Source organism: Aquimonas sp. (assembly GCF_044377145.1).
Taxonomy (GTDB): domain Bacteria; phylum Pseudomonadota; class Gammaproteobacteria; order Xanthomonadales; family Xanthomonadaceae; genus Aquimonas.
The window spans coordinates 60,752-82,612 of sequence record NZ_JBILJQ010000013.1 but is presented as its reverse complement, the minus strand read 5'-3'; the positions used below and the strand labels follow the sequence as shown (position 1 = coordinate 82,612).

Genomic DNA, 21,861 nt, shown 5'->3' with positions numbered 1-21,861 from the left:
CCATCGTGACCCTGCCCAGTGAACTCGGAAGCAACGAGATCGCAAGCATGAGCGAATCCGCCACTCAGGAGAACGAATGACAGCTATCTGGTGAACAGGCTGTCTCAAAGGGGTTGACGCGTTCCGCGTCGATGCCGAAAGGGGAGCAGTCGAGGTGACGAGGACGCACTCAAGCGGAGCCCAAGGGGGCTGACATGACGGCATGACTGACGCAAAGGCATGACTCTCCGTTAAGCCGCCTTGCCCGCCAGCGCGCCCAACAAGTCCCTCGCCGTCCGCAGCCGCGATGACGCATCCGGCAGCTCGAGCTTGAGTTTGAGTTTGTCCGGCCCCTCCATCGCGAACACGCGGGGTTGGCCCTGGATCAGTTTGATCATGGTCATCGGGTCGATCTTCGGTTGCTTCTCGAACTGGATGCGGCCGCCGCGGTCGCTCAGGTCGAGTTTCTTGATGCCGAGGGCGGTGGCGTCGAGTTTGAGTTCGGTGATCGCGAACAGGTGTTTGGCGGGGTCGGGCAGCAAGCCGAAGCGATCGACCATCTCGACCTGCAGCTCGTGCAGGGCGTCGCGATCTCGTGCGCTGGCGATGCGCTTGTAGAGGGTCAGGCGGGTGTGCACGTCGGGCAGGTAGTCGTCGGGGATCAGCGCCGGAATGTGCAGCACCACTTCGGCACCATGGTTGCTGTGGCCGTCGAGGTCGGGGATCTTGCCCTGCTTGATGCTGCGCACCGCGCGCTCCAGCAGCTCGGTGTAGAGGCTGAAGCCGACCTCGGCGATCTGGCCGCTCTGGCCTTCGCCCAGCAGCTCACCGGCGCCGCGGATTTCAAGGTCGTGCGTGGCAAGCGTGAAGCCGGCGCCCAGCTCTTCCAGCGAGGCCAAGGCTTCCAGCCGCTTCTCGGCATCCTTGGTGATCGACTTGCGATCCGGGATCACGAGGTAGGCGTAGGCGCGGTGGTGGCTGCGGCCGACGCGGCCGCGCAGCTGATGCAGCTGGGCCAGGCCGAAGCGATCAGCGCGGTTGATGATGATGGTGTTGGCGCTGGGGATGTCGATGCCGCTTTCGACAATCGTGGTACACAGCAGAACATTGAAGCGCTGGCGGTGGAAGTCGAGCATCACCTGTTCCAGCTCGCGTTCGGGCATCTGGCCGTGGGCGATGCGCATGCGCGCTTCGGGCACCAGCTCCATCAGCTCGCGCTGCATGCGCTCGATGTTCTCGACCTCGTTGTGCAGGAAGTAGACCTGGCCACCGCGCGCGAACTCGCGCTGGAAGGCCTCGCGCAGCTGGGCGGCGTCCCACTGGGTGATGAAGGTCTGCACGGCCAGGCGATGCGCAGGCGGCGTCGCGATGATGCTGAGGTCGCGCAGGCCGCTCATCGCCATGTTGAGCGTGCGCGGGATCGGTGTGGCGGTCAGGGTCAGCAGGTGCACTTCGGCGCGCAGGGCCTTCAGCGCTTCCTTCTGGCGCACGCCGAAGCGCTGCTCCTCGTCGACGATCACGCAGCCGAGGTCCTTGAACTTCACATCACCCTGCAACAGGCGATGGGTGCCGACGATCACATCGATCACGCCGTCGGCGAGCTTCTCCAGTTCGGCCTTGATCTCCTTGGTCGATTTGAAGCGCGACAGCACTTCGACCCGGATCGGCCAGTCGGCAAAGCGGTCGCGGAAGTTGCGATAGTGCTGCTCGGCCAGCAGGGTGGTCGGCACCAGAATGGCGACCTGGCGGCCGGCCATCGCGGTGACGAAAGCCGCGCGTACGGCGACTTCGGTTTTGCCGAAGCCCACGTCGCCGCAGACCACGCGATCCATCGGCAGGCTCGACTGCAGATCGGTCAGCACGGCCTCGATCGCCTGCAGCTGGTCAGGGGTCTCCTCGAACGGAAAGCCGGCCGCGAACTGCTCGTACTGCGGGCGTTCGATGTCGATCGCCAGGCCCTGGCGCGCCTGCCGCCGAGCCTGGACTTCCAGCAGCTCGGCGGCGACATCGCGGACTTTCTCCGCGGCCTTGCGGCGCGCCTTCTCCCACACTTCGCCGCCGAGCGAATGCAGAGGGGCCATTTCGGGCGACGCGCCGCTGTAGCGGCTGACCAGATGCAGCTGCGCCACCGGCACGTAAAGCTTGTCGCCCTTGGCGTACTCGATCGCCAGGAACTCGGCCTTCTGGCCGCCGACATCGAGCACCTCCAGCCCGCGGTAGCGGCCGACGCCGTGATCCTCGTGAACAATCGGCGCGCCGATCGACAGCTCGGCGAGGTCGCGGATGATCGAGTCGGGTTCGCGGCCGGCGCGCTTGCGGCGGCGGGTCTGGCTGGCGCGTTCGGGGAACAGCTGGCGCTCGGTCAGCACGCACAACGCGGGCTCGGTGACCGCGAAGCCGTCGTCAAGCGCGGCCACGGTGATCGCATAGCGCGGCGCGTCCGTGGCGCTGGCAAAGGCTGGCCAGTCGGCAACCGTGACCGGCCGTAGATCCAGCGCCGACAACTGTTCGATCAGGGCTTCGCGGCGGCCGGCGGAATCGGCGGCGATCAGCACGCGGCCGGGGTAGCTCATCAGCAGCGAGCGCAGCGCAGTGCCGCTGGGTTCGTTGGCGCTGGTGATCGGCACCGTCGGTGCCGGCGCATCGCCCAGCGCCTGTGCGTCCTCGAAGCGCGCGTGCTGGCTGCCGCAGATCTCGATCCGGCGCACGGCATTCAATTTTTGCCGCAGCAGTTCCGGCGGCAGGAAGAGTTCCTCCGGCGGCAGGACCGGGCGCTCGACATCGTGGCGGCGCTGCTCATAGCGGTCGTTGGTCTGTTTCCAGAACGCCTCGGCGGACTCCAGCGCGCTGTCGCCAACCAGACACAGCGCGTCGCTGCCGAGGTAGTCGAACAGGCTGGCGGTGGCCTCGAAGAACAGCGGCAGGTAGTACTCGATGCCGGCCGGCGCCGAGCCTTCCTTCAGGTCCTGATACAGCGCGCAGCGGCGTGGGTCGATCGGAAACCGCTCGCGCAGCAGCCCGCGGAAGCGCTTGGTGGCGGCCTCATCCAGCGGGAATTCACGCGCCGGCAGCAGGCGCACATCGCGCACCTTGTGCTGGCTGCGCTGGGTCTCGGGGTCGAAGGTGCGGATCGAGTCGACTTCGTCATCCAGCAGCTCGATGCGATAGGGCTCGGGGCTGCCCATCGGAAAGATATCGAGCAGGGCGCCGCGCACCGCGAAGTCACCCGGGTCCAGCACCTGCGGCACATTGCGGTAGCCGGCCGACTGCAGGCGCAGGCGTTCGGCGTCGAGGTCCAGCCGCTGGCCGGTGGAAACCACCAGGCCGCTGCCGCTGATGAAGCTCGCTGGCGCCAGCCGCTGCATCAGGGTGGCGATCGGCACCACCAGCAGGCCGCGCTGGGTCGCCGGCAGCCGGTACAGGGTCGCGATGCGCTGGCTGACGATGTCGGCGTGCGGGCTGAACTGGTCGTAGGGCAGGGTTTCCCAGTCGGGGAAGTGCAGCACCGGCAAATCGCGCGCGAACACCTGCAGTTCGGCTTCCAGCGCGTGCGCACCGAAGGTGTCGCGGGTGATCGCGACCAGCAGGCCGGTGTGGCGCGTGGCGGCCTGGGCCACGGCAAGCGCAAGCGCGCTGCTGCTGGCCGGCGCGCGCCAGAACGCGCGTTGCTGGCCGGGCGCCGGCAGGGGAGGGCTGAGAAGGCTGGGGCTGGACGGGCTCAAGAGGATTTCCGTGATGCTTGAAGGGCCGGCGTGCGCGGCTTGGCATGCGGCTGGCCGGCAAGTTTAGTCGCCGCCGGTGGGATGCGACCGTCAAGGTGGGATGCCGCGCTACACTTCGGCCGCCCGCCATGCCGCGACGAGAGTCCCGTCGAGCAATGTCAACGCTTACCGATCGCCATCAGCTCACCCATCTGCTGCACGCCTGGAGTGCCGGGCAAGACGGCGCCGCCGATGCGGTGTTCGCGCTGGTCTACGACCGCATGCGCCAGCTGGCGGCCAACAAGCTGCGCTTGGGCGGCAACGCGGGCATTGAGCCGACCGAGCTTGCCAATGAGCTGGTCATCAATCTGCTGGAGGCTGATGTCGACTGGGTCGACCGCGCGCATTTCTTTCGGACGGTGGCGGTGGCGATGCGCAACCTGCTTTGCGATATGGGCCGCAAGCAGTCGGCGGCAAAGCATGGCGGCGGCCAGTTCCGGATCACCCTGCGCGCGGCCGAGAACGAGCCCGCACCCGAATTCGCCCAGGCCGAAGCCCTGCACGATGCGCTGCTTGAGCTGCGCCAGAACGACCCGCGCAAGGCCGACGTGGTCGAGCTGACCTATCTGGTCGGGCTCGATCACGAGCAGGTGGCAAAGGTGCTCGATGTGTCGCTGGCGACGGTCAATCGCGATCTGCGCTTCGCGCGCGCGTATCTGCGCGATCGCATCGACGGCTGAGGTCGGCATCTCGCCCGTGGCTGCGCCTACGAGGCCTCGATGTTCGTCGGTGCCAGCGGCTGCCAGTCGCCGTTGCGAAGCTGCTCAAGCCCGGAGAACCCGCGCTTGTAGTCCATCTTCGGATGGCCCTGCAGCCAGAAGCCGAGGTACAGGTGCGGCAGCCCGAGCCGGCGCGCCCAGTCGATCTGGCGCAGGACGCAGTAGGTACCCAGGCTGCGACGTGCGGCGTTGGGGTCGTAGAATGTGTAGACCGCAGACATTCCGTTCTGAAGCACATCAGTCACTGCGACTGCCACGAGTTGGCTGGCGTCGCTCAGGGTGAGGAAGCGCGTCGGGCTCCAGGTGGCTTTGAGGAAGGCATCGAAATCTTCCGGGCGGGGATCGTCCATGCCGCCCTTGGGATGGCGCGAGGCCAGATAGCGGCGATAGAGATCGAACAGCGCGGGTGCCCGATCCGGCGCTACCTCGGCTGCGACCAGGTCCGTATTGCGCTGGTTGCAGCGACGCTGGTTGCGATTCGGGCGGAACGCCTGCACGTCGATACGCACCGGCACACAGGCCATGCAGGTCGCGCACTGGGGGCGATACACATGACCGCCAGAACGCCGGAACCCTTGCGCCAGCGCGACCGGATACACATGGGGCAGAGCGCGGCTGTCGGGATCCAGCACGATGTCGCGGGCGCGCCGCTCGGGCCAGTAGCCACAGGCATGCTCGGCGGTCTGGAATACCCGGATCTGGTTGGCGGCCGTCATGTGCCCTCGATTCAGACGGGTGGCGCTGCCGTCAACATGCCGACTCCCAGCGCCAGCACGCCCAGCAACATGCCCGCCAGCATGCTCCAGATCGCGTAGCGGCGCTCGTCGGCGCGCTCGATCTCGGCACGGCCGGGGTCGCGGCGGCGCTCGATCTCGTGCCGCCGTTCCAGCAGGCGCGGCAGCCACAGCAGGTTCATCGCGCCAACCGCGGTCATCATCACGATGAAGACTACGCCCGGGGCCATTGCATCGCCGTCCATGCCGGCGAAGAACATGCCGGCGGCGAACAGCACGACCACCGCGATAGCCACCGCCGAGTAGCGCGTCAGCGAGCGCTTTTCCTCATCGTCGATGGCGGTGATCCAGTAGCGGCGTACGCCGAGCACCACGCCGGCGATCCCCGCCAGCAGTGCGAACAGCGCACCACCGGCTGCGCCCAACAGCAGCTTGCCGGCGCCCTTGCCGGCATTGGCACCGCCAAACAGCAGTTTGGAAAAGCCCTTGCCGACGCCGCCAGCGGCCAGGCCGAGTTTCTTGCCGGCCAGTGCACCGCCGGCCGCGGCACCGGCCGCCATCGCGGCGCCAGGCGTCAGGCTCAGGCCACCGATCACCAGTGCGGTAAACGCGATACCGGGTGCACTGGTGCGGGCGAAGTCGCCGATCCGCTTCAGCATGTCCTGGCGCAGCGAATCGCGGGCCCGCTGCAGGCGCTTGCGAACGGCGGCGTCCTGCATGCCGAGCAGGGCGGCGACCTGCTTGGACGACTGCCCCTCGCGGTAGTAGATGAGCAGGATCTCGCGGGTGTCCTCCGGCAGTTCGTCGATCAGCTCGGCGACGATCTGTTCTTCGTGCTGTCGCGACAGCAGGTCGGGGGTGTCCGGTGTGGGGTCGGCCACCACGGCGAGGATGTCATCCATGTCGCCGTTGTAGCGCTTCTCGCTGGCGCGGCGGCGCAGGTGGTCGCGGGCCAGGTTGCGGGTGATCTGGCGTAGCCAGGGCAGGAAGCTCGAGGTGTTGCGCAGCTGCGGCAGATTGTTCCAGGCATTGATGAAGGCGTCCTGGGCGATGTCCTGGCTGGTCGGCACATCGCGGACGATCGCCAGGGCGATCGCGGTCACCGAATTCTGGCTGGCCGCCACGATCCGCCCGAACGCTGCGCGGTCACCGCTGCAGGCGCGGGGCAAGTGTTCTGAGACGATGCTGTCGAGGGCTTCTGCGCTCATGGAGGGCTTCTGGCTGTGGGCGATGCGGGGCTGACGCCGGCTGGGCTGCGGTGTGACAGCGGCCCTGCGCATGGTCGGCTGCGCCCCCTCTGCCTGCAAGCGCGGAGCAATGATCTGTGCACTGTGGTGCGACGCGTTCTCTTGTCAGGTCGTTCCGGAAGAGCCTTTGAAGGTCCTTGTCCGTGCGGTCGCAAGCAACTGCAGAAAGTCATGGCCGACCAAGGTCATGTACGGACAATGGCGTTACTCAGTGGAATGAGGTGATCCAGCTTCTTTTTGCGCATGAACAACTTGAGCTGTGTAAATGTCTGTCAATGTAGGAATTTCGCACTCGCACCCGCGCCGCTGCTGATGTTCTGCTACGCACGCGGCGGATCTGGAATGGAACATGCATGCCATCGCCGCGAGGCGGCGTGATGGTCAAAAGGTTGACGAGACGGGATCTGCGTTCGAGGTTCCCGGATCATCCCGCCGCTGAAGTGCATCTACCCAATCGGTATAAGACCATGACAAAACGAAAAGCAGAGTCCAACGAAACTGCCGCGGCGATTGCTGACGTCGCCTCGGCCACCCTTCCGGCGGGCACTTCCCGCCTTGATGATCTGATCGGTCTGTCCCTGCGCCGGGCCGAATCTGCTGCGTCCGAGCATCTGGCGGCGCAGCTCAATGCCCACGACAGCACGCCCACCCGCATGATGGCGTTGATGATCGTGGCCGAACGTCCGGGCCTGAAGCTGGTGGATCTGGCACGCGCCCTCGGTATCGCCCGCTCCGGCGCGGTGGTACTGGTGGACGAGCTGGAAAACCGTGGCCAGGTCAAGCGCCGTCCGATGCCGGGCGACCGTCGCGCACACAGCCTGGTGTCCACTCCGCGTGGCCTGAAGGCGCTTGAGAAGCTGGTCGACGTCGCCAAGACGGCCGACGAAAAAGTGTTCGAGACGCTGGGCCCGCGTGATCGCCAGGCCTTGTTGAAACTGCTGTCGAAGCTGGCTCCGCTGCCGGTTTGATTTGCGGAGTGCGGCGGGAGGCAACTCCCGCCGCGCCGGTCGCGCCGGGCACTACGCGCGACCGCTGCCGGCGGAACCGATCTGCCGGGCTCCCGCTCTCAGGCAAACGCCAAGCGCACTGCATGCAGGGTGGCCAGCGCGACCACCAGCAGCAACAGGCCAATCCGCAGCTTGCGATGCATCGAGACACGCTTGGTTGCCGGCGTGATCTGCGTTTGCTGACCCTCCGCGCTCACAAGTGACTCAACGCGGCCAACATTCAGTAGCCCTGCGTCGGACATCAGCTGCCGCGCCTGGGTGATGTCGGCACCGTTTACGATCCACAGTGCGGGCTCCGGGCCCGATTCGTCGGTGAAACTGAACTGTCCCCGACGGTTGCCTTTGTAGGCTCTGCGTTCGCTGATGTAGGTCTCGATGCCCGCTTCGTTCAGCATGCGGGCAACGCCTTCGACTGTTTCCAGCCGGCGTGAGCGGAAGATCTGGCGCATTACGCGGCCCTCGGGTGTCGGTTGCGGTTCACGCTTCGTCCTTGAGCAGGCGGATCAGCCCTTCCTGGGCGGTGGACGCCACCAGCACTCCGTCGCGCGTGTAGAAACTGCCGCGAGCAAGGCCACGTGCGCCGTGCGCGCTGGGGCTGTCGCAGGCGTACAGCAGCCATTCGTCGACGCGGAACGGGCGGTGGAACCACATCGCGTGGTCGAGGCTCGCCATCTGCATCGCCCGCGATACGTATGACAGGCCGTGCGGAAAGGTGCTGGTGCCGATCAGGTGGAAGTCCGAAACATAGGCCAGCAGCGTGCGGTGCAGGATCGGGTCATCCGGGATGGTGTCGATCAGACGCACCCACACCTGGTTGTAGGGCGGGCGCTTGGCCGGGTTGAGCTCGTCGCGCGGGTACACGTAGCGGAATTCGAACGGCCCGCTGCGGGTCAGCCAACGCTGGGTGATCGCCGGCAGCTGCGCCAGCGCCTCGGCCGACAGCGGCGCCGGCGGCTCGATGTCTTCGGGCTTGGGTACATCGGGTGCGGAGATCTGGTGGCTTACGCCGTTTTCCGGCGTCTGGAAGCTGGCGGAGGCAACAAAAATCGGCTGACCGTGCTGGATCGCTGTGACCCGGCGCACCGAGAAGCTGCCGCCATCGCGCGAGGTTTCGACCTGGTAGACGATCGGGTGATCGACATCGCCGGCGCGCAGGAAGTACGCATGCAGCGAATGCAGATTGCGCTCGGCGGTGACGGTCTGCTGTGCGGCGGACATCGCCTGCCCCAGCACCTGGCCACCGAACACCCGGCGGGTGCCGATGTCGCGGCTTTCGCCGCGGAACAGGTTGATTTCGAGGCGCTCCAGGCGCAGCAGGTCGATCAGTTCGGAAACCAGGGGATGCACAGTGGCCAGCGCGCGCGGGGGAGAGGCCTCGAAGTATACGGCGCCGCTTCGCGGCGCCGGTCGCGCGGGCGTGGCTGACGCGCGGCCTACGGCGCCAGGCGCCGCAGCGGGCTGCCCTGCAGCACCTCGGCCCATGGAAACAGCGGGCCCGGGTCGCGTTTGCGATAGACCAGGGTCGTCGGGTCGTCGCTGGCGGCGACCTGGTCGGTATCGAGGTCTTCGTGGCCGGCGATCAGGCGCAGGTTCGGCAACTCATCGCTGAGCCTCGCCAGCAGGCCGCGCAGTGCGCTGATCTGGGCCGCCGTGTAGGGCTCGGTCATACCTTGGCTGCGGCTGGCAAGCCAGCTCGGGTAGCGGCCGCGATTGATCAGCTCGATGCCGATCGAGCGTGGGTTGTAGCCGCGGGTGTGGTGGGCGATGCGGCTCGGCTTGACCCACACATGCACGCTGCCGTCGCGGTCGATGTAGAAATGCCCGCTGTTGCCGGTGCCGCTGGCATACAGCACACGCTCGCCAGCAGCCCGCGCTGCGGCAAGATCCGGTAGCTCGGTGCAGTGGATGACGACGAGATCGATCTGCTCCGGCGCACGCGCCTCCAGCTGCTCGAAATAGGGCAGCGGCCAGTCGGAAAGGGGCGGCAGGTCCATGGCGGGTCCGGTCGGCAAGATGCCTGTCAGCCTAGCAGTGCGATGCCGCCCGCCGCTCCTGCGGCGAAGCAGCCGATCGAGTGGCTTGTATCGCCGCAACGGTCGTAGGGCCGCTGGGCATGGCTGCCCGAAGTGCCGGCAATGCGCGCTGACCGGCAGGCCGCCAGACCCTGCGTGGTAAACTCCGGCGCCGCCTGCCACGCGCCCTCCGCGCCCGGAACCCCATGCCTCAACGCGGCCACGTCATCCTTTCGCACGGCCTTGAGAGCGGCCCGCAGGCCACCAAGGTCGTCGCGCTGGCCGCTGCCGCCGAGGCGCTCGGTTGGACCAGCGAACTTCCGGACTATCTTGACCTCGATCGCAGCAAGGACCCCGCCCAGGTGGCGGTGCGTCTGGCGCGACTGGTCGAGCGCTGTCGTGCAGCCAGAGGTCCACTGGTGCTGGCCGGTTCCAGCATGGGCGCCTTCATCTCCGCCCTGGCCTCGCTGGAAGTCGAGGTGCGTGGCCTGTTTCTGCTGGCGCCGCCGGTGCGGATCGACGGCTATCGCGAGCTCGCCGCGGCCGCGGTGCCGACCACGATCGTGCACGGCTGGGACGACGAACTGATACCCGCCACGGCGGTGGTTGCCTGGGCTGCACCGCGCAAGGATGAATTGATGCTGGTCAACGACAATCACCGGCTGAGCACGCACGTCGAGTACAGCGCCGAAGCCTTCGCGCGCTTTCTGGCGCGGCTGGCATGAGCGAGCCGAGCGTGGCCCAACACCGATACTTTGCGACCTGCCCTAAGGGGCTTGAGTACCTGCTGGTCGACGAGCTGAAGGCGATCGGCGCCGACGATGTGCACGAGGCCTTGGCTGGGGTCTACTTCGCCGGGCCGATTGCGATCGGCTACCGCGCCTGCCTGTGGTCGCGGCTGGCCAGCCGGATTCTGCTGCCGATCGCCGAGTTCGCCGCGGCCGATGATGCGGCCTTGTACGACGGCGTGCAGAGCATCGACTGGGCGCAGCACCTGCGTGCCGATGGCACCCTGGCGGTCGATTCCAGCCTGGTGCAGTCCAAGCTCAACCACGAGCGCTTCGTCGAGCAGCGCGTCAAGGATGCAGTGGTCGACCAGCTGCGTGCCGCCACCGGCACCCGCCCTTCCGTCGATACCGACCGGCCGGATGTGCGCATCAATCTGCACGTCAAACGAGACCGCGCCACGGTGTCGATCGATCTCTCCGGCGATGCCCTGCATCGGCGCGGCTGGCGGATCGAGCAGGGTGCTGCGCCGATCAAGGAAAACCTCGCCTGCGCGGTGCTGATCCGCGCCGGCTGGCCGCTGCTGATGGACACCGATGCTGCGCTGTTCGACCCGCTGTGTGGCTCGGGGACCTTGCTGATCGAAGCCGCGCGGATGGCGGCCGATGTCGCGCCCGGGCTGGAGCGCGACTACTTCGGCTTCATGGGCTGGCTGGGCTTTGACGTCGGCCTGTGGGACGGCCTGCTGCGCGAGGCGATCGACCGCGCCGCCGCCGGGCGTGCGGCTTTGGGCGCGCGCTTCTTCGGCAGCGATGCCGATCCGCGGATGATTGAAGCCGCGCGCGCGAATGCTTCTTCGGCCGGTGTGTCCCGGCAGCTGCGTTTCGAGGTGCGCCGGGTCGAGGACATCAGCGAGGCGCCCGCGCCGAACGGTCTGGTGGTGAGCAATCCGCCGTATGACGCACGTCTGGCCGCGGACCCCGGCCTGTATCGCAGCCTGGGCAGTTTGCTGCGCGGGCCATGCCGGGCCTGGAAGGCCGGCTTTATCGTTGCGGATGAAGCGCCGGGCCAGGCCATCGGCCTGCGCGCGGAGAAGCGCTATGCGCTGTACAACGGCGCGATCGCCTGCTCGCTGCTGCGCTTTGCCGCGGTGGCCGACCGCCCCGAGCGCGCACCGGCGGTGCCGAAGGAACTCTCGGCCGGCGCCGAGATGGCCGCCAATCGCCTGCGCAAGAATCTGAAGAAGCTCAAGCCCTGGCTGCAGCGCGAGGGCATCACCTGCTATCGCGCCTACGACGCCGATCTTCCCGAGTACTCGGCGGCGATCGATGTCTACACCGCAGCGCCAAGCGCAGCGGCCGAGGACGCGGGCATCTGGCTGCATGTGCAGGAGTACCAGGCCCCGCGCGAGATCCCGGTCGAAGACACCCGGCGCCGGCTGTCCGAGCTGCTGCAGGCGGCGATGGCGGTGTTCGAGCTGCCGCGCGCGCGCATCAGCGTGAAGACCCGCGCCCCGCAGACCCGCGATGCGCGCTATCAAAAGCAGGATCTGCGCGGCCACTGGCTGCCGGTGGTCGAAGACGGCCTGCAGCTGCAGGTCAACCTGTTCGACTACCTCGATACCGGCCTGTTTCTGGACCATCGCCCGGCGCGTCGGCTGCTGCGCGAGCACGCCGCCAACAAGCGCGTGCTGAACCTGTTCTGCTACACCGGCGTGGCCAGTGTGCACGCCGCGGCGGGTGGCGCCGCGGCCACCACCAGCGTTGATCTGTCGGCCACCTACCTGGAGTGGGCGGCGCGCAATCTTGCGGCGAACCGCTACACCGGCGAACGCCATCGGTTGATCCAAGCCGATGTGCTGGCCTGGCTGAACCAGAATCGCGAACGCTTCGACCTGATCTTCTGCGACCCACCGACCTTCTCCAATTCGGCGCGCGCGAACGATTTCGACATCCAGCGCGACCATCCCCGGCTGATCCGCGCCTGCATGGCGCGACTGGCGCCGGGCGGCCAGCTGCTGTTCTCGAACAACTTCCGGCGCTTCCGCATGGATGAGGAACTGGCAGCGGAATACGAGGTTCAGGAGATCGGCGCCGCTTCGATTCCGCCCGATTTCAGCCGCGATCCGAAGATCCACCGCGCGTTCTGGATCCGCTGAGGGCAGGGCGTGGTGCACCGCCATGGCGGTGCGCTTCACGCATTTGTCATACTCGGCCACCAGGTTGGCGACAGGACGCGCCAATCGGAACCCGGAGCAGGCATGTCAACTCAGCAACCTTCGCCCAAGCGCGGTGTTTCGCGCACGGACCACTGGACCTTCTTTCGCCAGTGGCTGCGCAACCCGCTGGCCACCGCGGCCATCTCACCGTCGGGCGCCCAGCTTGCGCGGCTGATGCTGGCCGAGCTTCCCGCGGGCGCGCGACGCGTGATCGAACTTGGCGGCGGCACCGGTGTGTTCACCGCGGCCCTGATCGCACACGGCATCGCCGATGCGGATCTGATGGTGGTCGAGCTCAATGAAGAACTGCACCAGCATCTGCTGCAGCGTTTCCCGCAGGCGCACGTGGCCTGTGGTGATGCCCGCGAGCTGCAGACGCTGGCCGCCCAGAGCGGTTTCGCCGATGCCGGCCCGGCCGATGCGGTGGTTTCGGGCTTGGGTCTGTTGTCGATGAGCCGGGCGACCCAGCAGGCGATCGTTCAATCGGCGTTCGACTGCATGCGCCCGGACGGGCGCTTCATCCAGTTCACCTACGGGCCGACCTGCCCGGTGCCTCGCGAGCTGCTTGGAGCGCTTGGTCTGAAAGCGCGGCGCGCCGGCATCGCCCTGTGGAACGTGCCTCCTGCTACCGTCTATGTGTTCAGCCGCGTTCCCTGAGCTGCGCGCCTCTGTTCGCGACCCGCACTCAGCGCACGGTCGCCGACCGTGTTCCCGGGCATCCTGAGCCGACCTGCGCGCCGGAGCCGATCTGCCCATGTGTGCTTGCGCGCCCGATCATGATTGCCAGAGTCAGCGACTGAAGCGGCAGCGCCGACCAGCGCGTGAGTTCGGTCTGTGGCTGATGCTGCTGGCGTGCCTGCTGTCGATGCCGCTGCTGGCCGCGGCAGCCGACCTGCATGAGCTGGCTCGCCGCACCTGGACCACCCGTGAAGGCTTGCCGCACAACTCGATCAATGCGCTGGCGCAGACCGCCGATGGATATCTGTGGCTGGCGACCTGGGAAGGGTTGGCGCGCTACAACGGCCGCGAGTTCCAGCTGTTCGGACGCGATCGACTTCCGCCGCTGGAAGATGTCGCCATGCGCAGCCTGCACCTCGACCACGAGGGCGCACTGTGGGTCGGTGGCGTGCGCGGCGATCTGCTGCGATACAAGGACGGTGCCTGGACGCGGCTCGATCCCGCGCCGGGCTTCGTCAATGCCTTGCTGCTGGATCGCGCCGGCCGACTGTGGGTCGGCCAGGAAAGCAGCGGCCTGCTGCGCATCGATCCCGACGGTAGCCGGCACACCTACCGGCGCGCCCAGGGCATGCTCGGCGACAGCGTGTTCGAGCTGGTCATGGACACCGCTGGACGGGTGTTTGCGGGCACCTCGGGCGGATTGGTGCGGATCGAGGGCGAGCACGCGATCGAGGTGCGCTATGACGAGCGCGCGGGCAACCCCGCGGTGCTGGGCCTGAATCTGGATCGCAGCGGCCGGCTGCTGCTGTCGACGGCGCGCGGCGCCTATCGCGCACGCGCTGCCGACTACGCAGAAGGCTTCGAGACCCTGCATCCGGGAGTGTCCGGCCGCGGCGTGTTCCGGATGGTCGAGGACGAGGCCGGCGCGCTCTGGATCGGCATGGCGATCGAGGGCCTGGGACGCCTGCAGGACGGCCAACTGCAGACGCTGGGCACCGATGAAGGGCTGCCAAGCGGGCGCGTGCTGTCGCTGTTGCTGGACCAGGACGGCGCGCTGTGGGCGGCCACCAACGGCGGCCTGATGCGGCTTGGGGCCGCCCCATTCTCAACCCTCACCGACGCGCAGGGCTTGAGCGACAACTTCGTGCGCTCGGTGCTGCAGGCCGCCGATGGCGGCCTTTGGATCGGCACCGGGCGCGGCCTGAATCTATGGCGCGATGGTCGCGTGCAGCCGACCCCGGCGGATGGGCAACTGGGGGAAATCTCGGTGCTCAGCCTGGCCGAGGACATCGATGGCAGCTTGCTGGTTGGCAGCTTCGATCAAGGGGTGCTGCGCGTGCGCGAGGGCCGCGTCGTCGAGCAGATCGATACTCGCCATGGCCTGCCCACCGACCAGGTCCGTGCGCTGGCGATGGAGCCTGCGGGCGTGCTCTGGGTCGGCACCATCGCCGGTCTGGCCGTGGTCGATGCAGGCCTTGGCGAAGTGCGTCGACTGCAGGCGGGCCCCGCTGGCGACTACGTCAACAGCCTGTATCGCGATGCCGCGGGTCGGGTCTGGATCGGCACCACCCAGGGCCTGGATGTGGTCATCGACGGTCAACGGATCGAGGCCGGGCCGACCTTGCCGGCCAACGCTCGCGCGGTATTCGCGATCACCGCGGATGCCGACACCGATGCGCTGTGGCTGTCTACCGACCGCGGGTTGATGCGGCTGCAGCCCGGCAGCGGCCATGTGGCGCTGATCGGGCTCGAACAGGGACTGCCGATGGAGAAGGTGTTCAACACCTTGGCCGACAGCGCCGGGCATCTGTGGCTGTCGACCAACCGTGGTGCCGTACGCATCAAGCGCGAGAATGCGCTGGCGGTGCTGCGCGGACAGACATCGCGCTTGACGGCCGATCTGTTCGACGAGTCGCACGGCATGGCCAGCAGCCAGTGCAATACCGGGAGCCCGCCGGCCGCGGTCGATGCCGAGGGCAATGTGTGGATCGCAACCGCCATCGGCGTGGTGCGGATCCGCCGTGATCATCTCTCGGACAGCACCGCCCAGCCGCTGCCCACGGTGCTGGAAAGCGCCTCTGCCGAGGGCCGCGAGCTGCCGCTGGATCGTCCGGCGCGCCTGCCGGCCGGCACCAGCCGGGTCGCCTTCAGCGTCGCCGGACTCGGCTTCGTGATGCCCGAGCGTATCCAGTACCGCTACTGGCTTGAACCCTTCGATCTGGACTGGGTGGAACGCGGCCGTCTGCACGCGGTGGAGTACACCAACCTCGCGCCCGGCAGCTATCGGCTGCGCGCCCAGGCCGCCTATGCGGGGGGCGCCTGGGACTCGCCCGAGGCGGTGTTCGAGTTCGAGATCCTGCCGGCGCCATGGCAGCGGCTGTGGGTGCAGGTGCTGCTCGGCCTGCTGCTGCTGGCGTCCGCATTCGCGATCTATGGCCTGCGTATCCGCGCGCTGCGCCTTCGTGCCGAAGGGCTGCAGCGCGCGGTGGCGCGCAAGACCGCGGAACTGAGCGCCTCCACCGAGCGCCTGCTGGCGGCCGACGCCGACAAGAGCCGGCTGATGGAGCAGCTGCGCGAGCAGGCCGAAGCGTTTGAGCGACAGGCGCGCGAAGACGCGTTGACCGGGCTGGCCAATCGCCGCGCCTTCGACGAGATCGCGGCGCGCGAGTTCCGCCGCGCGCGGCGCACTGGCTCGCCGCTGTGCCTGGCGGTGCTCGACATCGACCACTTCAAGCGGGTCAACGACACCTACAGCCATGCGGCCGGCGACGATGTGCTGTGCGCAATCGCGCAGCTGATGCAGCGGCAGTGCCGCGAGATGGATGTGCTCAGCCGCTGGGGTGGCGAGGAGTTCGCCCTGCTGATGCCGCACACCCGGATCGAGGATGCCGAGCGCGTGTGCGAGCGGCTGCGTGCGGCGGTGTCCGAGGTCGATCTCGACAGCATCGACCCCGGGCTGCGCGTCACGGTCAGCATCGGTCTGGCCAGCGCTGATGCCGTGCAAAGCCACGAGAATCTGCTGGCTCGCGCTGATGCCGCCCTGTACGTCGCCAAGCGCGCTGGCCGCAATCAGGTGCGGCGCGCGGATTGACGGTGTGCGTTGGCGGTTTCGATCAGCCGCCGCGCTCGCTGCGCAGGGCGGCCAGCGCAGCCTGATGACCCGCCGCCTCGCGGCCCGCCAGCAGGCCCAGCGCGATGATGCCGGCCATCACGATTGCAGCGCCACTCCAGGCGCTCGCACCGGGCAGGGCTTCGCCGAACAGCCAGGCACCGAGCACGCTGGCGAATATGATTTCCGCTGCCTGCATGGCTTCAACCGCGCCGAGCGCCCCGGGTTGATTACGCACCCGGCCGGTGGCCTCGAAGAACAGCACCGTCGCGATGATGCCGGCGAACACCGCAACGCCGAGCGCCAGCACTGCCTGGTTGAACGGTGGCGCGCCAGTTCGGCCATACGCGAACGCTGCCAACAACCACCAGATCGGCTGGCTGGCGAGGGTCATGCCGAACACCCGTTGGCTCGCATTGAGCTGCTCGCCGCTGTGCTCCAGATGCAACAGCAGACCACGATTGCCCAGCGGATAGGCCACTGCTGACACCGCCACCACCGCCAGCGCCAGCCAATCCTCGGAGCTCAGTGCACCGCCGGCCGCGCTCCACTGCATCAGCAACACCCCGCCGAGCATCGCCACCGCCACTGCCAGCACCGCCGGTGGAACGCGTCGGCGTGCATCGCGATACAGCAGCGGCGCACACAGCATGCCGGCCACTACCGTCAGCTGGAAGCTGCCGGCAATCAACCACGAAGGCCCGGTTGCCGCCGCCCAGGCCAGACACACGTAGAACAATCCAAAGCCGATCCCACTCCACAGCAGCCAGGGCAGCGGATGCCGGCGCAGGCTGGCCCATACCGGCGCCACGCCGCCCTGCCAGGCCATCAGCGGCAGCAGCAGGGGCAGGGTGAACAGGTAGCGCAGGCTGGCCGTCCACAGCCAGTCGCCGCTGGCATCGGCGGCGGCGCGGTTGAGCACGTAGGTTGCGCTGTAGAACAGTGCCGACAGCAGGCCGAGGGCGATCGCGACGTAGGCAGCGCGGCGCGTGCGCTCGGGCATGCCGCTCAGCCGGCGCCGCTCGACAGCACCTGGCGATAGCCTCCGCGCAGATACACCAGCGGATCAGCATCGCTGGTCTCGAACTGCTCGACCGCGCCAAGCAGGATCAGGTGATCGCCGCCCGCATAGCGTTGCTCGATGCGGCAGACGAAGCGGGTCACGCAGCCCCCGAGCAGGGGCAGCCCGGCCGGACCGCGCTCCAGTTCGAGACCGGCGAAGCGATCAATGCCATGGCTGGCGAAGCGCGCCGACAGCGCTTGTTGATCCGCAGCCAGCACATGCACCGAGTAGTGGCTGGCGCGCTCGAAGGCAGCGAACGAGGCCGCGCGACGGGCAATACACCATTGCACCAGCGGGGGTTCCAGCGACACCGAGCTGAAGCTGTTCACGGTCAGCCCGACATCGGCGGCGGCGTGCTCGGCATCCCCTGGATCGCGCGCGGTGACGATGGTAACCCCAGTGGCAAAACTACCAAGGGCGCGCCGCAGTTCTGCATGAGGTTTGGTCATTGCGCTCGAGGTCCGGGGCTTGGGGTCGGGATGATAGCGGCGTGTGCGCGGAGAATGGGGGGCGTGAATTGGGAAGGGTCAGCCGCGCATATCAGCTCGGGCGGTGTGCTGAACTCGTGCGAAGGACGAAGAGCGCGCATGCCGCGTCACGCTGCTTCGGATCGATTCCCGATTCCCGATTCCCTACTCCCGGTTCCTGCTGCTGGCGATCAAGGCCAGCAGCTCCGGCCACACGTGGTCCAGCAGCTTGGCCTGCGCCTCTGCGGTCGGATGCAGGTTGTCAGGCAAGAACGCGTCACGGTCGCTGGCGATCGGTTCGAGCAGGAAGGGCAGGTGGGCCGCATCCTGGCGATCCGCCACCCGGCCGAACATGGCGTGGAAAGCCTCGGTGTAGTCCGGGCCGTAGTTGGGCGGGATGTGCATGCCGATCACCAGCACCTTGGCGCCTGCGGTCTGCGCCGCCTGCACCATGCGCTCCAGGTTGGCCTCGGCCTGCTCCAGCGGCAGACCGCGCAGGCCGTCATTGGCGCCCAGTTCGATCAGCACCAGGGCCGGCTGATGCAGGGCCAGCGCGGAATCAATACGGGCCGCACCACCGGCGGTGGTTTCGCCGCTGATGCTGGCATTGACCACGCTCCAGCCCGGCCGCGTTTCGCGCAAGCGGGCATCCATCAGACTGACCCAGCCCTGTTCAGCCGCGAGGCCATAGGCGGCCGACAGCGAATCGCCAATCACCAGCACTTTGTTTTCGGTGGTCGCGCCCGCAGGTCCAGAGAGCAGCGCGGCCAGCAGCCACACGCAGACGATGACAAGACGTTCAGCGCGGATCGGCAATGCTCGGGCGGATTTCAACATGTGGTTCAACCCTTCAGGTGACGAGGTCAGGCAATGGACGGAACGGCAGTGGCGGCGCAGCGGGATGCGCAGGACGCAGGCGGCGTGAACCGCGGCGAGGCGCTGCGTGCGCAGGACCTGGGCAAGCGTGTCGATCTGCCCACCGGGCCGCTGACCATACTTGAGGGCGTCAGTTTCTCGATCAAGGCGGGTGAAACTGCCGCGATTGTCGGCGCCTCCGGTTCAGGCAAGTCGACCCTGTTGTCCCTGCTCGCTGGTCTGGACACCCCCACCAGTGGCGAAGTCTGGCTGGCCGGCGAGGCCCTGTCCAAGCTCGATGAGGACGGTCGCGCGCGCGTGCGCGGGCGCCATGTGGGCTTCGTGTTCCAGAGCTTCCAGCTGCTGCCCTCGTTGACCGCGCTGGAGAACGTGATGCTGCCGCTGGAGCTGGCCGGCAGCGCCAAGCCCGAGAGCTCGGCGCGCGAGATCCTGGCCCAGGTCGGGCTGGCTGAACGTCTCACCCACTACCCGCGCCAGCTGTCCGGCGGCGAGCAGCAGCGCGTGGCGCTGGCGCGCGCCTTCGTCACCCGCCCGGACGTGCTGTTTGCCGACGAGCCCACCGGCAATCTGGACACCCGCACCGGCGCCTCGGTCATCGAGCTGCTGTTCGAACTGAACGCCCGCGCCGGCACCACCCTGGTGCTGGTGACCCACGATCCTGCCCTGGCCGCCCGCTGCGGCCGCGAGCTGCGGATCGATTCCGGGCGCCTGCTGCCGTGAGGCTGTTCGGCCTCGCCTGGCGTTTCACCCGCCGCGATCTCGCCTCGGGCGAAGTGCGCGTGCTGCTGGCGGCGCTGATGCTGGCGGTGGCCGCCGTCACTGCGGTCGCCGCGCTGACCGACCGCGCCGAGCGCGCGCTGGCGATGGAGGCCAATCGTCTGCTCGGTGGTGATGCCGTGCTGCGCGCGGATCAGCCGATCGGCGATGGCCCGCGGGGTCTGGCCGCTGAGCTGGGCCTGCAGGTCGCTGAGGTGCAGGGCTTCCCGAGCATGGTCCGGGCCGGCGAGGCACTGCGCCTGTCGGACATCCGTGCGCTCTCGGACGGCTACCCGCTGCGCGGCGAGTTCCGTCTGCTCGATGCCAACGGCCGCGAGTCCAGCGCGACCGGCATCCCTGCGCCGGGCCAGATCTGGATCACCCGCGGTGGCGCCCAGGCGCTGTCGGTAGCGGTCGGCGATGTGCTGAAAGTCGGCAGCCGCGAGCTGACCATCACGGCCCTGATCGCGCAGGAACCCGATGCGGCGATGGACTACTTCAACGTCGCACCCAAGGTGTCGATCAACCAGGCCGACCTCGAATCAACCGGCCTGGTCCAGGTCGGCAGCCGGATCAGCTACCGGCTGGCGGTCGCGGGCGAGGCCGCTGCCGTGCAGCGCTGGATCGATGCCCAGCGTGACGCGCTCGCGCGCGGGCAACGGCTGGAGACTGTGCAGGACGGCCGCCCCGAGATCCGTTCCGCGCTGGAACGGGCGGATCGTTTCCTCGGCCTGGCTGCGCTGGTCGCGGTGGTGCTGTCAGCGATCGCCGTGGCGATGGCCGCGCGCCGCCACAGTGCGCGCCATCTGGACGCCTGCGCGGTGCTGCGCTGCCTCGGCGCGGACCAGCGCGCCATCGTCACCATCCAGCTCGGCGAGCTGCTGTTCCTCGGCCTGCTCGGCAGCGTGGTCGGCGTGGCCCTGGGCTTCGGGTTGCAGGCGGCGGTCGTCGCCTGGCTGGCCAGCGTGCTCGGGCTGGCCGTGCCGCCCGCGGGTTTCAGCCCGCTGCTGCAGGGCTTGGGCGTGGGGCTGGTGGTGTTGTTCGCGTTCGCCGCGCCGCCGGTACTGGCGCTGCGGCGGGTGCCGGCGCTGCGCGTGCTGCGGCGTGACCTTGGCGGCGTCGAGGCCAGCGCGGTGGCGGTCAGTCTGTTCGGGCTGGGTGCCTTGGCGGCCCTGCTGTGGTGGAAGGCCGGTTCGATCAAGCTCGCCGCCAGCCTGCTCGGTGGTCTGCTTGGAACCTTCATCGTGCTGGCCCTGCTGGCGCTCGCCCTGGTGGCGGTGCTGCGACGCGCGCGCGGGCGGCTGCGTGGGGTCTGGCGCTATGGCTTGGCCAACGTCTCGCGTCGCGCCGGCGTCAGCGTCGCGCAGATCACCGCGCTCGGGCTTGGCCTGATGGTGCTGCTGATGCTCGGCCAGGTGCGCGGCCAGCTGCTGGACCGCTGGCAGCAGGCGCTGCCCGCCGATGCGCCGAATCGTTTTCTGGTCGGCGTGCAGGCCGACCAGGTCGAGGCCACGCGTGCGCTGATCCAGCAGTACGCCAAAGGCGAGCCGCCGCTGTTTCCGATGGTGCGCGGTCGGCTGGTGCAGGTGAATGCGCAGGCGGTCAACGGCGAGCACTACGCCGAGCGCGGCGAGCGCGCGCAGCGTCTGGCCGAGCGCGAGTTCAACCTGAGCTGGGCGCGTGATCTTGCCGAAGACGGCAACGAACTCACGGCTGGCCGCGCCTGGGATCCATCGGCCGACACGCCGGAGGTTTCGGTCGAGCAGGGCATTGCTGAAACGCTGGGCTGGAAGCTCGGTGATCGCATCGCGTTCGACGTCGCCGGCCGCGTGTTCGAGGCCGAGATCACCAGCCTGCGCAAGGTTCAGTGGGAGAACTTCCGGCCCAATTTCTTCGTGGTCGCCAATGCGCCGGCACTGCAGGAATCCGCGGCCAGCTACATCTCGGCGGTGCGCGTGCCCAGCGGCGATGTCGAGTTCACCCGCGCCCTGGTCGGGCGGTTTCCGAACGTCTCGGTGATCGATGTCGACGCGATCATCGACCAGGTCCAGCGCACCGCGCGCCAGGCCACGCTGGCGGTGGAGTACGTCTTCTACTTCACCCTGGTGGCCGGCCTGCTGGTGCTGGTGGCGGCGGTCAGCAGCAGCCAGGACGAGCGCCTGCTCGAAGGCGGGGTGATGCGCGTGCTCGGTGCGCGCACCGCCCAGCTGCGGCTGGCCCAGGCCAGCGAGTTCCTCGCCATCGGCGTGATCGCCGCCGGAATTGCCGCACTGGCCGCGACCGGCCTGACCGCGGTGGTCGCTGACGTGGTGTTCGAACTGCCGTTCGCGCCGGACTGGGTGCATGTCGGCAGTGGCTTCGGCCTGGGCGTGCTGGCAGTGCTGTTGACCGGCCTGGCCGCCACCCGCCGCGTGGTGCAGGCGCCACCGGCGATCACCCTGCGCGCACTGCAGAACTGATGCGGCCCTTTCAATCAGCGCCGACGTCCCCACACTGGCGACTTCATTCG

The 21,861-nt window shown here is 68.2% G+C and carries 17 protein-coding genes; 8 read left to right on the top strand and 9 right to left on the bottom strand.

Features of this window, described 5'->3' with window-relative positions:
* Positions 1-230: 230 nt before the first annotated feature.
* Positions 231-3,701 (bottom strand): transcription-repair coupling factor, encoded by a 3,471-nt coding sequence (gene mfd / locus ACIQ7H_RS06345; protein WP_395789535.1) that lies wholly within the window; start codon positions 3,699-3,701, stop codon positions 231-233.
* A gap of 155 nt (positions 3,702-3,856) precedes the next feature.
* Between mfd and ACIQ7H_RS06340 the strand changes: the two genes are divergently transcribed.
* Positions 3,857-4,420: an ECF-type sigma factor gene (locus tag ACIQ7H_RS06340; protein WP_395789533.1), complete on the top strand. Its 564-nt coding sequence runs from the start codon at positions 3,857-3,859 to the stop codon at positions 4,418-4,420.
* Between the two features lie 26 nt (positions 4,421-4,446).
* Here ACIQ7H_RS06340 and ACIQ7H_RS06335 read toward each other — a convergent pair whose 3' ends face one another.
* The gene (locus tag ACIQ7H_RS06335) at positions 4,447-5,175 is read right to left on the bottom strand and encodes an arginyltransferase (RefSeq protein WP_395789531.1); all 729 of its coding nucleotides are present in this window, start codon (positions 5,173-5,175) and stop codon (positions 4,447-4,449) included.
* Between the two features lie 11 nt (positions 5,176-5,186).
* Positions 5,187-6,401 carry an RNA polymerase sigma factor gene (locus ACIQ7H_RS06330; RefSeq protein ID WP_395789529.1) on the bottom strand — a complete coding sequence of 405 codons (1,215 nt, stop codon included), beginning with the start codon at positions 6,399-6,401 and terminating at the stop codon, positions 5,187-5,189.
* Positions 6,402-6,793: 392 nt separating this feature from the next.
* Between ACIQ7H_RS06330 and ACIQ7H_RS06325 the strand changes: the two genes are divergently transcribed.
* Positions 6,794-7,408: a MarR family winged helix-turn-helix transcriptional regulator gene (locus ACIQ7H_RS06325; protein ID WP_395789528.1), complete on the top strand. Its 615-nt coding sequence runs from the start codon at positions 6,794-6,796 to the stop codon at positions 7,406-7,408.
* Positions 7,409-7,506: 98 nt separating this feature from the next.
* Here ACIQ7H_RS06325 and ACIQ7H_RS06320 read toward each other — a convergent pair whose 3' ends face one another.
* The 3 genes from ACIQ7H_RS06320 to ACIQ7H_RS06310 all read right to left on the bottom strand — a co-directional run bounded on the left by ACIQ7H_RS06320 (position 7,507) and on the right by ACIQ7H_RS06310 (position 9,441).
* The gene (locus ACIQ7H_RS06320) at positions 7,507-7,896 is read right to left on the bottom strand and encodes a hypothetical protein (protein ID WP_395789526.1); all 390 of its coding nucleotides are present in this window, start codon (positions 7,894-7,896) and stop codon (positions 7,507-7,509) included.
* A gap of 28 nt (positions 7,897-7,924) precedes the next feature.
* Positions 7,925-8,803 carry an acyl-CoA thioesterase II gene (gene tesB, locus ACIQ7H_RS06315; RefSeq protein WP_395789539.1) on the bottom strand — a complete coding sequence of 293 codons (879 nt, stop codon included), beginning with the start codon at positions 8,801-8,803 and terminating at the stop codon, positions 7,925-7,927.
* Positions 8,804-8,880: 77 nt separating this feature from the next.
* Positions 8,881-9,441 carry an N-acetylmuramoyl-L-alanine amidase gene (locus ACIQ7H_RS06310; protein WP_395789524.1) on the bottom strand — a complete coding sequence of 187 codons (561 nt, stop codon included), beginning with the start codon at positions 9,439-9,441 and terminating at the stop codon, positions 8,881-8,883.
* Between the two features lie 224 nt (positions 9,442-9,665).
* On the opposite strand from ACIQ7H_RS06310, the gene ACIQ7H_RS06305 reads away from it, so the two are divergent.
* The 4 genes from ACIQ7H_RS06305 (at position 9,666) to ACIQ7H_RS06290 (ending at position 16,172) form a co-directional block, all read left to right on the top strand.
* Positions 9,666-10,184 carry an alpha/beta family hydrolase gene (locus tag ACIQ7H_RS06305; RefSeq protein WP_395789522.1) on the top strand — a complete coding sequence of 173 codons (519 nt, stop codon included), beginning with the start codon at positions 9,666-9,668 and terminating at the stop codon, positions 10,182-10,184.
* Complete coding sequence (rlmKL, locus tag ACIQ7H_RS06300; RefSeq protein ID WP_395789520.1) at positions 10,181-12,343, top strand: bifunctional 23S rRNA (guanine(2069)-N(7))-methyltransferase RlmK/23S rRNA (guanine(2445)-N(2))-methyltransferase RlmL; 2,163 nt, start codon at positions 10,181-10,183, stop codon at positions 12,341-12,343. The genes ACIQ7H_RS06305 and rlmKL overlap by 4 nt, the downstream gene beginning before the upstream one ends.
* Positions 12,344-12,445: 102 nt before the next feature.
* Complete coding sequence (locus ACIQ7H_RS06295; RefSeq protein WP_395789518.1) at positions 12,446-13,060, top strand: class I SAM-dependent methyltransferase; 615 nt, start codon at positions 12,446-12,448, stop codon at positions 13,058-13,060.
* A 184-nt stretch (positions 13,061-13,244) separates the two neighbouring features.
* On the top strand, positions 13,245-16,172 hold the full coding sequence (locus tag ACIQ7H_RS06290; protein ID WP_395789516.1) for a diguanylate cyclase: 2,928 nt from the start codon (positions 13,245-13,247) through the stop codon (positions 16,170-16,172).
* A gap of 22 nt (positions 16,173-16,194) precedes the next feature.
* On the opposite strand, the gene ACIQ7H_RS06285 is transcribed toward ACIQ7H_RS06290, so the two are convergent.
* The 3 genes from ACIQ7H_RS06285 to ACIQ7H_RS06275 all read right to left on the bottom strand — a co-directional run bounded on the left by ACIQ7H_RS06285 (position 16,195) and on the right by ACIQ7H_RS06275 (position 18,557).
* Positions 16,195-17,193, bottom strand: coding sequence for a multidrug resistance efflux transporter family protein (locus tag ACIQ7H_RS06285; RefSeq protein WP_395789514.1), 999 nt, complete (start codon positions 17,191-17,193; stop codon positions 16,195-16,197).
* 5 nt (positions 17,194-17,198) lie between these two features.
* A complete protein-coding gene (locus ACIQ7H_RS06280; RefSeq protein WP_395789512.1) occupies positions 17,199-17,702 on the bottom strand; it encodes a flavin reductase family protein in 504 nt (167 codons plus the stop codon).
* Positions 17,703-17,885: 183 nt separating this feature from the next.
* Positions 17,886-18,557, bottom strand: coding sequence for an arylesterase (locus ACIQ7H_RS06275; RefSeq protein ID WP_395789511.1), 672 nt, complete (start codon positions 18,555-18,557; stop codon positions 17,886-17,888).
* A gap of 33 nt (positions 18,558-18,590) precedes the next feature.
* On the opposite strand from ACIQ7H_RS06275, the gene ACIQ7H_RS06270 reads away from it, so the two are divergent.
* Both ACIQ7H_RS06270 and ACIQ7H_RS06265 read left to right on the top strand, forming a co-directional pair.
* A complete protein-coding gene (locus ACIQ7H_RS06270) occupies positions 18,591-19,316 on the top strand; it encodes an ABC transporter ATP-binding protein (protein WP_395789509.1) in 726 nt (241 codons plus the stop codon).
* On the top strand, positions 19,313-21,811 hold the full coding sequence (locus ACIQ7H_RS06265) for an ABC transporter permease (RefSeq protein ID WP_395789507.1): 2,499 nt from the start codon (positions 19,313-19,315) through the stop codon (positions 21,809-21,811). Before ACIQ7H_RS06270 ends, ACIQ7H_RS06265 begins: the two co-directional genes overlap by 4 nt.
* The last annotated feature ends 50 nt before the right edge of the window (positions 21,812-21,861 follow it).

Excerpts from the sequence above, each read along its gene's own strand:
- ACIQ7H_RS06340 (WP_395789533.1), top strand. The coding sequence starts at position 3,857 with ATGTCAACGCTTACCGATCGCCATCAGCTCACCCATCTGCTGCACGCC.
- ACIQ7H_RS06335 (WP_395789531.1), bottom strand. The coding sequence starts at position 5,175 with ATGACGGCCGCCAACCAGATCCGGGTATTCCAGACCGCCGAGCATGCC.
- ACIQ7H_RS06330 (WP_395789529.1), bottom strand. The coding sequence starts at position 6,401 with ATGAGCGCAGAAGCCCTCGACAGCATCGTCTCAGAACACTTGCCCCGC.
- ACIQ7H_RS06325 (WP_395789528.1), top strand. The coding sequence starts at position 6,794 with ATGCCATCGCCGCGAGGCGGCGTGATGGTCAAAAGGTTGACGAGACGG.
- ACIQ7H_RS06320 (WP_395789526.1), bottom strand. The coding sequence starts at position 7,896 with ATGCGCCAGATCTTCCGCTCACGCCGGCTGGAAACAGTCGAAGGCGTT.
- ACIQ7H_RS06310 (WP_395789524.1), bottom strand. The coding sequence starts at position 9,441 with ATGGACCTGCCGCCCCTTTCCGACTGGCCGCTGCCCTATTTCGAGCAG.
- ACIQ7H_RS06305 (WP_395789522.1), top strand. The coding sequence starts at position 9,666 with ATGCCTCAACGCGGCCACGTCATCCTTTCGCACGGCCTTGAGAGCGGC.
- rlmKL (WP_395789520.1), top strand. The coding sequence starts at position 10,181 with ATGAGCGAGCCGAGCGTGGCCCAACACCGATACTTTGCGACCTGCCCT.
- ACIQ7H_RS06295 (WP_395789518.1), top strand. The coding sequence starts at position 12,446 with ATGTCAACTCAGCAACCTTCGCCCAAGCGCGGTGTTTCGCGCACGGAC.
- ACIQ7H_RS06290 (WP_395789516.1), top strand. The coding sequence starts at position 13,245 with ATGCTGCTGGCGTGCCTGCTGTCGATGCCGCTGCTGGCCGCGGCAGCC.
- ACIQ7H_RS06285 (WP_395789514.1), bottom strand. The coding sequence starts at position 17,193 with ATGCCCGAGCGCACGCGCCGCGCTGCCTACGTCGCGATCGCCCTCGGC.
- ACIQ7H_RS06280 (WP_395789512.1), bottom strand. The coding sequence starts at position 17,702 with ATGACCAAACCTCATGCAGAACTGCGGCGCGCCCTTGGTAGTTTTGCC.
- ACIQ7H_RS06275 (WP_395789511.1), bottom strand. The coding sequence starts at position 18,557 with ATGTTGAAATCCGCCCGAGCATTGCCGATCCGCGCTGAACGTCTTGTC.
- ACIQ7H_RS06270 (WP_395789509.1), top strand. The coding sequence starts at position 18,591 with ATGGACGGAACGGCAGTGGCGGCGCAGCGGGATGCGCAGGACGCAGGC.